Below are 12,914 nucleotides of genomic sequence, written 5' to 3' on the forward strand. Positions count from 1 at the left end.
ATAACCTGCGCAAATGAAACAATCTATGTAGCCGGAAACATAACAATATCGAATAATGGAAGCTTAACGCTTTACAACGTAACCATAAACTTCTCAGCCTTTGCAGACGGCTCAAACTTCATCAACAAATCACCTAATGGCGGTCTGTTTATCTATGATTTAGACAGCAATGCTTCAACAATAGAAGATGCGACTGAGATAATATCAAACAATTCAGATTATGAGTTTGACTTCTGGGTTTATGGGAATGGTGTAAGCGATAACTTTACAATGCAGAACTCTATTGTAAAGGATGCTGGTTATTCAACTAAATCACTGGGGATTCAGCTTTATAATGTAAGCAATGTAAAGGTTATAGGAAACAATATAAGTGATGGTGCTTATTATGGTTTGTATCTGCAATATTCAACGAATAATAACATATCAAATAATATAATAAACACAACTGCAAATAATGGCTATGGCATTTATCTTTCTTCAAGCTCAAACTCAACAATACAAAGCAATACAATAACAACAAATGGAAGTTGGAGTTATGGCATTTTGATTGATGCAAGCTCAAATTCAAACACTTTGCAAAGCAATACAATAACAACAAGCAATACAAATGGCTATGGCATTTATCTTTTTTCAAACTCTAATTCAAACACTATACAAAGCAATACAATAACAACAAATGGAAGCTTTGGCTATGGCATTTATCTTCTTTCAAGCTCAAACTCAAATACATTACAAAGCAATACAATTACAACAAATGGAAGCTCTAGTTATGGAATTTTTCTTTCTACAACCTTAAACAACATATCGAGCAATGCAATAATAACAAATAATGCTACCAGTATTTACTTATCTGGAAGTTCTAACAACAATTTAACAAGCAACAGAATCAATGCAACAGGAACTATCGCAGATGGCATCTATGTATTTGCTAGTTCTGATAACAATATAATAAACCTGAACAACATAACAAAAGCAGGCAGGGATGGTATAAGATTTGAAAACTCCGGAACAGCCCTTCCAGAGCGAAACAACATCACAAACAACATCATTCTTAATGCAACTGGAAGCGGAATTTTCTTGAACAACACTTTAACTGCATCACAGCTCATTTATAATAATAACATTTCCTATTCAAGCAACAATTCTATACTGCTCAATAATGCATCAAACATCACAATAATCTCTGGCTCTTTGGAATACAGCAGAACAGGAATAAATGCAACAAGCTCAAGAAATGTAACAATCGCAAACGCAACATTTGTATTAAACACATTGTGGGATTTCTATGTAACAACTAATTCATGGATTACGTCTCTTAACAATACTTTCAACAAATCAGCAGTCAACATAACCGGTGCAGCAGGTGATTTCAGCAACTTTACAGTAATGTGGTATGCTCGTGCAAATGTAACTAATTCAAGCGGAAGCGCTATGAATGCTGCATCTGTAACATCCACAGACGTCTACTCAGGAACAGAATGGACAGACACAACAACCAATGGCTTAACAGGATGGTTTGCTGTTATTGATTACGTGCAGACTGCAACTTCAACAAATAGTTTTAATATGCACACAGGGGCAGCATCGTTAACTGGTTATTTGCCTAATTCGACAACATATAATGTAAGCATTAAAAACATTACAGGAACCCAGGTTGATGTTGTGCTGAAGGATGCAAGGAAGTTCTGCAACGGCAACTATACAGAAGGCCAGGCAACATGGAACATTACATCTAATGTAACTTGCGCCAACCAAACAATATACGTAGCTGGAAACATAACAATCTTCAACAATGGCAGTTTAACCTTGTATAACGTAACCATCAACTTCTCAATGTTCGCAGACGGCTCTAACTTCATTAATAAATCGCCGAATGGCGGTCTTTACATCTATGACTCAGACAGCAATGCCTCAACGCAGGAAGATGCAACAGAGATTATTTCAAACAATGGCAACTACGAGTTTGATTTCTGGATTTATGGAAACAGCTTAAATGACAACTTCACTATGAAAAATTCAATAATCAAGGATGCAGGCTACAGCTTTGGAAGCCAGGGAATACAGCTTTTTAATGTAAGCAATGCCATTATAACGGGAAATAACATAAGCGAAGGGTCTTATTATGGCCTGTATATGCAATATTCGCAAAACAACAATATCTCGGGCAATACAATCATAACAAATGGGAGCTTCGGATATGGGATTTATCTTGTTTCAAGCTCAAACTCGTCTATAACAGGCAACACAATAACAACAGCGGGAAGCAATGGCATTTGGCTTTCTTCAAGCTCAAACTCAACTATATCGAACAATGCAATAATAGCAAATGGAAAGCTTTCTTTCAGCCCGATGCTCGATATTAATTATTCGCAATCAATAAATACAACAGGGTACGAATGCTATAGAACAACGCATAAAGCAAATTTCTCTGCAAACCAAGTCAGAGTGGCATTTGCAGCAGGCAATGGCAGCTTCACCCCTTTGGCAGCAAGCGTAGCTAAGGCAATCAATGCCACTGCAATTTACCTGAATACAAGACGGCAATTATTCTTCGGCAGCCTTCCTTACAGAAGTATTCCTTCAAATCAATTCGATGCAAGCGACTGGACAAACTTGAGCATTCAGCAGGGAGAAAATCTAACAATACAGTTCCTGGTTCCAGATAATGGCGGAGGGGATCTGAGCATTACAAATGGCTCTTCTTTCAAGTATGCGGCTGGCCCGGGCGCAGCTTCTGATGCAACATATTACACAACCAATTCGAATTTAACATTCTGCAATGCAACAAATATAGCAGAGTGGAACAGTTCAGTGTATTTCTCTTCCAGCGCAAGCTCTTATATCTATGGCATAGCCTGGATTGAGTTCAGAAATACAACAGATACATCAGACGGAATCTATATTTTCAGCGATTCGGACAACAACAGAATAGACCGAAACAACATAACAAAAGCAGGCAGGGATGGAATAAGAATAGAGGTTTCTGAATCCTTTGTCCCTGAAAGAAATAATATAACCAACAACGTTATCTTAAATGCAACACAAAATGGAATACTCATTAACCAAACAGGAACAGCTTCCCAATTAATGCAGAATAATAACATAACTTACTCCGGCATTAACTATGCTGCTGTAAAATTAATTAACGCTTCAAACATAACAATTATTGGCGGTTTTATGCAGAATAACACTGTCGGAATAAATGCATCTCAATCAATAAACATAACTGTTGCAAATGTTACATTCACCGGCTCTGCATTATGGGATTTCTACATCACAAACAATTCATGGCTAATAAGCCTGAACAACAGCTTTAACAAATCTGCTGTGAATGTAACTGGCAGAAGTTCCAGCACAACCACTTACAATTATTCTAATTTCCAGCAGTATTGGAATGATTCAAACTCAACTGGAACTGCCCTTTATTCTGCTGGGTTGTTTGACTATGATGGGGATGGAAGCTTAAATGACATTGTCTTTGGAGGAATAGGAAGGCTATCGGCATTCTACCAGAACGGAACTCCGCTCTGGAACTGGACTGGTGGAAATTCAACAAATGATTATGTCTATGACATTGAAATAATAAACAACAGGACAATAGCGGCCATATTAAACACAGGAGCAACAAACGGCTCTTTAATCATCTTAGATAGAAACAGCAATCTGATTTGCAATACGAGTGATTTGGGAACTGCTTATGCTGCTGCTGCTGGGGATTTCAATCAAGATGGAAATAAGAGCGAGATTGTGGTTGGTGAAAGTGGGGATATTTTCGCATTTTATTCTAATTGCACACAGATATGGACAGATAGCAGCCCAGTAGGTAATGCTGGTGACGTAGAAACAGGAGACTTAAACAATGATGGTTATTATGATGATATTGCAGTAGCTGATGCAGGTAGTGGTCCTACAGATGGCGGTATATTAGTTTATAATGGCTCAGGAGATTTTCAATGGAATGTTAGCGGAACTGCTAGTCTTTCTGTTGAAATAGGGGATATAGATGGCAATGGTGTAGATGATATTGTGGCACAGAGTTTCACAAACTACGAACTTCTGGCTTATAATGGCTCTGGCTATAATCTATGGAACTTTACAGACCCCACTTATGATATATATGAAATAAGATTTGGCAATTTTAGTAATAAAGGAATAATAGCGTTTGTTGCTAATAATATTATAACTAGCTCGACTTTATATGTTTTAAATGCGAGTGGAAACCAGAGCTGGAATGCTTCTTTACCATCCTTAGATACTCAAGGTTGGTTTTCTTTAGCAGTTGGAGATTTAGATAATGATGGTTTAGATGATATAGTTGTTGGCAGTGATGATGCAACCCCATTTCAAGTTTTAATGTTCAACAATTCAGGCTCTAATCTATGGAACTATACAACTGGAAACGATATAGGCTCTATCTATGCAGACGGCGCCTTAGAAATCGCAGACATAGACGGAGATGGAAAGAAGGATGTAATTGCTGCTTCTCAGGATAATTATGGGTATGTTCTTTATGCTAATAGAACAGTATCGGCAATAATATCAAATGATTATTCTAATTTCACCAATCAATACTATGTTGATGTGAATGTAACATGGTCAAACTCATCTGCTGTCTCAGGCGCAACAGTTCTCGCATATGAAAACAGCACATCATCCTGGGTTCAAAGATGGACAGACACAACAGCTTCAAACGGATTCACAGGAAAATGGGCTGTAATAGAATACGTTCAGAATGCAACAAATATTGTCAATTACACATCAAACTTCACAGCAAATTACAGCGACCAAGCCAACTCAACACTGAAATACATCACGAGCAGCCAGCAGGTTGATGTAAGGCTCAATTCAACAGCCGCTGCACCTCCATCCAATGCAACCTTCAACATAACCTTCCTGATAACAAAAGCTTTGGCGCCAGACATGGTAATGGCAGCTTCAAACGAAACAATCAACGTAACGACAACTGTAAAAGTCAACAGAACAACAAACAGCATTTCCTTCATCAACATAACAGATGAGATTCCGTATGATTTCATCTATGAAAACGAATCAAGAATCGCTGTTCTTTTCATCAACTGGAGCGATGCCGGCTCAAACACAATAGACATAACAGCGAATGCTACAAAAACAATAGTCAAAAATGGCGGAACAGCAAACACATGGCTCATAATAAACATCTCAAACATGTCAACTTCTTTGGGCTATTACATGACAGAGAATGACAGCATACAGATCAATTACTTAATGAACAGCTCAAAGATGAATGCAAACGATACAAGGCTCATCTACACAAATGTAACAGTAAAAGACATCGCCTCAAACACAGCAGCAGACTTCAAATTAACAAACATAACCTCATCCCAAATCGTATTAAGAGGGTATAAGAAAATATCAGTTGACCCTGCAAACCCCCAAAACGCAACAGTCGGCATAGAGATGACTTCGCTTGGAGGAAAATTAACAGGCATTCTTATGGCCGACTATCTTCCAAATGCAATATCTGGAAAATCCGGATTAATTGGCCTGAACATAACTTATTACAACAAGACTTCAAACAGCTACAAGACACTGACAGAGCCCGAGGACTATAAGCTTTACAACCCGTACAACTCAACGCTTCCAGACAACCAGGCAGCGTCTGTCTTCTCATACAACTTCAGCTATAACTTCACAAACTGGGACGGCACATTGTATGAAAATGATTCTTTGTTAATCAATTACAGCGTTGTTATAGCAGGAGGCGGCTCTTGGACATTGCCTGCAATAATTGGCGGATGGGACCCGCAGTATCAGAAGCACATCAAAACTCAGATGTACACTCAAGTCAGTGTTCCGAGCTTTGATGTAATAACGAAAGTATTAACTCCAAAAATAAAGCCAGGAGAGAATGTAAAAGCTTTGCTGCAAATGCTCAATGTCGGCGGCCCGAAAGCAAAAGTTGATGTCTTCGTAACTTACAGCATGAAAACAATGATTGGAGAATTGATTACAGAAAGGTCGGAAACATTGGCAGTTGTCGAGCAGAAAGAAAAAGAGCTTATCCTCGCAACTCCGTCAACTGTAAAGCCTGGAATGTACACATTTGAAACTTTTGTAACATACACTGGGAGGGAAGCAGTCTCAACCGATGTATTTGAAGTTCTGGGAGAAAAAGGATCTGGATTTAATGCGCAGTGGCTTATGTTCGGAATGTTCGGATTAGTCATGGTTTTAGCAATAATTTTCGCCATAATAAGGGTGAGGAAATGGTAAAAGAGGAATAATGAGAATAGAAGTGGCAAAAACAATTGAAGAAAGCGCAGATTTTGCCAGCCCCAGCTCCCGTAATTTACTGCAGCAGAAAACAAAGGACGAGCTTATTGACCTTATTCTCATGCAGAAGGAAGAAAAAGTGCCGATCTCCATTTTCAAAAATGACCTCGGCCCATTGGAAGCTGTTGTCAAATTTCTAAAAGAAAACAAAGCGCTTACAATAACGCAGATTGCAGGAAAGCTCAACAGAAGCAGCAAGACAATATGGACCACATACAATAATGTAAGGAATGAAAAGATGAAGGTTTCTGCTTCTTTTCATTTTATTCCTATTTCTTTTTTATCCAAGAAAAAATTGTCAATCCTTGAGTCAATTGCGTCTTATCTGAAGGATGTTGAATCCCTTACATTCCACCAGATTGCTGAATTGACTGGCAGGGATGACCGCACAATATGGACGTGCCACCACAGGGCTGTGCTGAAAACAGGAGATAAAAAATGAAAAAGCTTATATATGGGTTAGTTTACTCTTAAGTAAACATATGTTTACTATAAAACAAACAAGGTGAAAACATGGCAAAAAGGGCGCTGCCTAAAACCAAAGAAGCTCTGGGCAAAGCATACCAAAACTGTGAAAAGAAAAAAAGCTTTAGAAAGGTTGATAGCGGGCAGTTTCAGGACTATATGGTTAGAAGCCAGAAGGATATTGCTTCTGCCGATAATGATTTCAAAAATGGCGATTATTATTGGTCTAGGATCAAGGCGTATCAGTCATTATTCCATATGCTTAATGCCATCCTAGTTAAAAATTTCGGCTTTTATTCAAAAGATCATGGCTGCATTCTAACTGCCTTATTAAAAAACAGCATCATTACCGATAAGATTGCCTCTCAATTGCATTTGGTTGTTGAAAATGCAGCTAAAAACGCCGCCATGACTTCTGAAGATGCTGTGCAGGATATTGATGATTTCAGAATTCAGAGAAATTTTGCATTATACTAGCCGAAAGCATGGGAGGAAGTAACTAAAGACGATATCGAACAGGAATTGAATAAAATAAAGAATAATATAAGAATCCTGGCGGGCTTACTATGAATCTTTCAAAAATACTGCCTTTGAGCAAATCACGGCTGGATGTTATGTTTGAAATATACGCTGAAGGAGAAGATTATCTGAGGAATATCTCTAAGAAATTAAAAATGAACCCTTCACTTGTCTTTAATATCTTAAAAAAGCTATATGCTTCAAAAATTATCATTAAAAAGAATAAAGGCAAAGAAATCCAGTATTCTCTTGATAAAAACAGGGATTATAAACTTTTGATGCAATTATTGGAGGAATATCATTTTGAAAAGGTAATCGATAAATCTGAAATATTAAAAACAGTAATTAATTGGCTGATTAACAACAAAGAACTAATAAATTCCAGTTATAGAATTTATTTATTCGGATCTTATGTTTCAGGGCATCCGACTGAAAAAAGCGATATTGATATCCTATTTGTTAATGAAGATAGGAAGCTGGTCGGTAAGATATGCAGGGAAATTTCAGTGGTTGCTGGAGTTAACTTAAACCCTTTAATCTACACAAAAAAGAAATTCAAGGTTGAGTTATCGCAAAAAGAGCCGTTGTTGAGCTCGATTGTAGATAATATTGGGAATAGGGCTGTCATTAAATAAGTAAAAATATAAGTAAAATAATAAGTATATTTATATATGAGTTCTTTCAATAAGCATAGCATGGATCTGAAGCGCAAGCTTTACACAAGGGGAAGCAGCTATGAAACAACTATTCCTATGCCGCTTCTTTTCTCTCTCGATCTCGAAAAAAAGCACAATGTGGTTTTCAAGTTTGACAGCAAGGCAAAGAAATGGTATGTTGAGCTTGAGGAAATCAAAGGCAAAGGGGATAAAAAATGAAAAAGATCTTAATGTTGAAAATAATCCTGATGTTCTTCTTAGTTGCGCTTCTCTCACATCTGATAACCGCAGCTCCCACGCCTTATCTGGTGGAAACATCAACAACAATTTACAACGTTACAGGCGGCATTCTAAACACAACAGGAACAGGCTATGTTGAGGTTGATGCAGGCAACACAGTTGATGTTTTGCAGTACCTCAGGATCAATTTTTCAACAGCAAACAACACAAACCTGAACTCAACGCAATCTTACAGGGCAACAGCAGCGTCTGTGAATGCAGGCGACAGGACAAGGATATTTGTTGACACTAACAGCAGCCAGCAGTCCAGCTCTTATTCAATAAGCAATGTCTCGAACAGGACAGCATTAAGGCTGGCTTACGCAAATCTTGCAGGAGGCAATGACCTTATCCCTTCAGTCCAGAATAATTTCACATTTAACATCACAGCATCAACAACAGCTTCAATTCAAATAACGCTTTTCATGCAGGCAGCAAAAAATATATTGGGCAGCAATGATTCAATGAATATAACATCGGCATCAGCAACCTCAGGAACAGCAACAGTTCAGGACAGCGATTCAGATTCCTATAATGACATGATCAACTGGAGCGGGACATTGAATGGAAATTTAACAATATCCTTCAATGCCACTATAACGCCCGGCATAAATTATAATGAAACAGACCTTACTGTTGCTCTCAATTCAGATTACAGCGTAAATGCGTCATCCAATGTCAACACAACTATCAGCGGAGTTTTGCTCAATAACACATTCTCCCGCGGCCCGATAAGAGAGGGCGTTGAGCTGCTCTATGATGTTTTGTGGCGCGTCCGAGGCTATATTGTAAATGTTGCTCAAGCCCTTAATTACACGCTGCATTCATGGGCGTTGTACAGGGTGGATGACCTTCAGACTGCGATCTCATCTTCAAGCCCGGAAACAGCATTAACGCCAAACCAAACATTTTATACAAGCATACAGGCGACAAACAGCACAAAGCCCTATTACGCAGCGGCATTCAACTGGGAAGTTGTATGGAACAATCCAATCTATATTGGCTCAACAATAAGCAGGATGAGTCTTCCTGCACTATATGAAATGGACGATTCTTTAAGCAAGTCAGTTGCAACAGCAGCAAACACAGCTTCCAGCAGGACAGTAAATATTACAGACTCTGTAAGAAACCTTGGCCAGGCTTCGATAAGCATAAATGATATTTTGATGAATTCAACAATTCCAAGGCAGACAGCAGCAGGCGCAGCTGCATTATGGTCCGGAAGCATAAGCTCAGCCAATGCCTTTTATGTAAATTCAACAGGAACATACATCATAACAGGCTATGCAAACATAACAATAGTGAATGCAACTTCATCAAATGACGGCTATATCTTCCTCAACATTACAAACATGAGCGCTCTTCTGAACTTCAGCCTTGGCCAGAATGAAGACATAGTGCTGCAATATATCCTGACAGGAACTCCATCTGCGTCAGACCAGACATTTGATTTCCTTTCAAACATAACAGTAAAAACAAGCTCAGGAACTCCATTAACCAGAAATTCATCAGCTGCAAAAACAATAACAGGCTATGCAGTCACGCCAACACCTACACCTACGCCAACTCCATCTCCGAGCAGTGGAGGCGGTTCATCAGCTGGCGGAGGAAGCGGAGGCATAGTAGCCGGCATTGCGCCTGTGCTCGACATTATAAATGAGATGGCTTTTTCAAAGGTTGTAAAAAAGAACTTAATAAATGTCGAAGTCATAGATGGTGTGCAGGATTATGGAAAAAAAGGGGCAAGCGATATGCGCATTTTGATTTACCTTCCTTTGGGAAGCATATTCAATTATTCCTCTGTTATTGCCAAAACATTCACTTCAAAAATATCGAAATGGAATGATTTCAAAGAAAGCGATTTAATAATAGCTGAAGGAACAGCGGCAATTGGCTCAGCAGCATACAAGACAATAAGCATAGAGGGCAAGAAGGCATGGCATCTTTATGACAGCGACAAGCTCTCAATAATCTATGATACAGAGCTTCCATACGGAACGCACAACCTTCTTGTAAGGGTATCTGGATATAATCCCTATAGGGAAAGCAGAATCTTTGAGGACTCTTATATTGCAATAAGAGTTGAAAAATTCATAAATCTGCCATTGCAGATAACAGAAACAAACTTCCAGCAGGAAGAAGCGCCAAAGGCCAATAAGCCGGTAAGCTGGTTCAACACAATAGAAGTTTACAATCCGAATGAAGTTGCAGTTGAGCAGGGATTTAGCACTCATGTATTCAGCGACATCCTTAATGCCTATATGATTAAAGGCGAAGAAAGGTCTGCTTTAGAGCTGAAAAAGGACGGTGAGCTGTTTGCATTATGGCATGACCGCTTCGAGCCGTCAATAAAACAAAAATACACGCTTCAGATATTAACCCCGCCGGTAATAGAATCAAAAAGGGAAACAGTGATTTTATCAATAAACAACACATTTGTAAAATTTTTATTCAATGCAACGCTTGAAAACACTGCTCTTGCGGATTACAAAAATGTGATGTACTTCATTCCGATAGAGTTGGAAAAAATATTAGGCATAGCAATTGAAAATATGCCTGAAAATGAATTAAATGCAGCTGACTTTGTTCTTTTTGATGAAATAAAAAGCAATCATACAAAAAATATTCAGATAATATACCAGGAGCATGTCCCTGTCCTGAAGGCTATAGTTGAAAAGCCATCATACATATGCAATTCAAAAGTGAATCTCACAACTCTGATAATCATGGCTGCAAAGGCATATGGCTTCAATCTTGAAACAGAGGTTGTATCAGAGAAATTTGAAAATGTCTTTTCAAGCATATATGCATTGACAAATATATCATCTGGAAAAGAAGCAGTTGTTCCGCAATTATTCAGCCTGCAGCCTCTTCCATCTGGGAAATATACAGTAATCTCAAGGCTAAGAAAGGATTTCTCAACAATATTGACGGATACCGCCACTTTTGATGTTTCGTGCCCGATAACAAGAAAATTATCAGCAATATGGACGCTCGCAATTATAGCATCATTTATATTGTTCTTCACAAGAACATACTGGTCAGGCCAGATATCAAATATAGGCCCGGCCATAACAAAGTTTGCTTCGAAAAGATATGGCATTATCAAAAGCCAGGCAAAAGAGCTTGAATCCAGAATGAAAAAATATGAAAGCAAGGAATACTTGCACGAGCAGCAGCAGAAATTCGCGCTCAAGGAAAAGCTTGAAAAAGAGCTTGGCGTTTTGGAAGAAGCCCATGACTCAAAACTAATATCTGACGAGGCATTTGAGAAAAGCAGGAATAAGCTGGTTGAGTTATTGAAAGGGCTTAAATCAAAAAATAATTGATGCAATAACAAAAGTATTCATAGTCATAGCTATTCTCTCATCTTTCGGGTTTATAACCGACAATGGAAAAGAGAAATATGCATGCCTTTTTTCTGAAAATCTTGGCTGCATTGATTATAAGATCACATCAACTGCAACAACGGTTTTTATTGAAAACAAGGGAGATGATATAATAATAAACAAGGTAAAAGCAAGTGATTGCAGAGATAAAGAAGAGAATATTCTTTTAAAAAATGGCGAAAAGGCAGCGATTAGCCTTGATAACTGCAAAAAAGAAGAAAGCGGAAAAAATATAGAGAGGAACATTAAAATAGAGTATGTTGATGCAAGCGGGAATGCCGGCGCAATAACAGGCAGTGTTATTTCAGTAGTCGAATGATAAAAACAGGCAATTTTCAGCGGCAAAAAGGAAAATTTATATAGTAATTAAGTAAAATTAAGGTAAATCGAGGTGATTTTATGTTAAAAAAAGGACAGGCTGCAATGGAATTCTTGACAACGTATGGATGGGCTATTTTGGTTGTTTTGGCTGCAATAGCTGCATTGGCGTATTTCGGGGTTTTAAGCCCGGACAAGTTTTTGCCCAGCAAATGCATCATTTCGCCAGGTCTTGCCTGCACAGGATATAAGGTTGAAAGCGCGCAGACAACATTAGTTTTGACAAATGCGCTTGGAAAGGACATAACTGTGACAAATATAGCAGTAGGAGCGTGCAGCAAGGCATTCACCCAGAATTTGGACAATGGCGATAAGGCAAATCTTGTTTTAACAGGCTGCTCTAATGGCGATGTTAAGGCTAAATTCACAGGAGACATAACAATAGTTTATGAAGAAAAAGACACTTTGCTTAACAAAACAACTTACGGCAGCATGGTTACAAGGGTTGAGTAAAACAAAAAATCAGAAAGATTTATAAGGAAGGTTTAATAAAAAACAGCATATCCAATATAAATCAAGGTTAACATAAAAAAGAGGTGAAATGTATGTTTAAGAAAGGACAAGCTGCAATGGAATTCTTGATGACCTATGGATGGGCCATCTTAGTTGTTCTTGTTGCAATAGGAGCATTGGCGTATTTCGGGGTTTTAAGCCCGGACAAGTTTTTGCCCAGCAAATGTGTTATGCCCAGCGGCGTAGCCTGCTTGGACCATAGGGCAACAACATCGCAGATAACATTGGTGCTGCAGAACAGCCTTGGCTATGGCATGAGCTCAGTTGCATTGACTGTCAACGGATGCGGAAGCACAAGTTCGCCATCAACTTTGGCTAATGGCGCAAAGGGAACGTACAATATAACATGCGGATCGGCTTTAACATCAGGCGCAAAATTCAGCGGCGACATAACATTCAATTA

The 12,914-nt window shown here is 38.5% G+C and carries 8 protein-coding genes; all 8 read left to right on the forward strand.

The window, feature by feature from the left end; genetic code table 11:
• On the forward strand, window positions 1-6,252 hold a 6,252-nt coding region (locus HYU07_05635; GenBank protein ID MBI2129691.1), incomplete at its 5' end, for a right-handed parallel beta-helix repeat-containing protein.
• 22 nt (window positions 6,253-6,274) lie between these two features.
• Window positions 6,275-6,754, forward strand: coding sequence for a hypothetical protein (locus tag HYU07_05640; GenBank protein ID MBI2129692.1), 480 nt, complete (start codon window positions 6,275-6,277; stop codon window positions 6,752-6,754).
• A 71-nt stretch (window positions 6,755-6,825) separates the two neighbouring features.
• The gene (locus tag HYU07_05645; protein MBI2129693.1) at window positions 6,826-7,254 is read left to right on the forward strand and encodes a HEPN domain-containing protein; all 429 of its coding nucleotides are present in this window, start codon (window positions 6,826-6,828) and stop codon (window positions 7,252-7,254) included.
• Between the two features lie 89 nt (window positions 7,255-7,343).
• Window positions 7,344-7,931, forward strand: coding sequence for a nucleotidyltransferase domain-containing protein (locus HYU07_05650; GenBank protein MBI2129694.1), 588 nt, complete (start codon window positions 7,344-7,346; stop codon window positions 7,929-7,931).
• A gap of 60 nt (window positions 7,932-7,991) precedes the next feature.
• Complete coding sequence (locus tag HYU07_05655; protein MBI2129695.1) at window positions 7,992-8,171, forward strand: hypothetical protein; 180 nt, start codon at window positions 7,992-7,994, stop codon at window positions 8,169-8,171.
• Window positions 8,168-11,560: a hypothetical protein gene (locus tag HYU07_05660; GenBank protein MBI2129696.1), complete on the forward strand. Its 3,393-nt coding sequence runs from the start codon at window positions 8,168-8,170 to the stop codon at window positions 11,558-11,560. Before HYU07_05655 ends, HYU07_05660 begins: the two co-directional genes overlap by 4 nt.
• Before the next feature lie 459 nt (window positions 11,561-12,019).
• Entirely contained in the window at window positions 12,020-12,451 is a 432-nt protein-coding gene (locus HYU07_05665; protein MBI2129697.1) for a hypothetical protein, read from the forward strand.
• Window positions 12,452-12,543: 92 nt separating this feature from the next.
• A partial coding sequence (locus HYU07_05670; GenBank protein ID MBI2129698.1) for a hypothetical protein occupies window positions 12,544-12,914 on the forward strand: 371 nt, incomplete at its 3' end.

The organism is Candidatus Woesearchaeota archaeon, assembly GCA_016180285.1.
In the GTDB taxonomy this organism is placed as follows: Archaea; Nanobdellota; Nanobdellia; order Woesearchaeales; family JACPBO01; genus JACPBO01.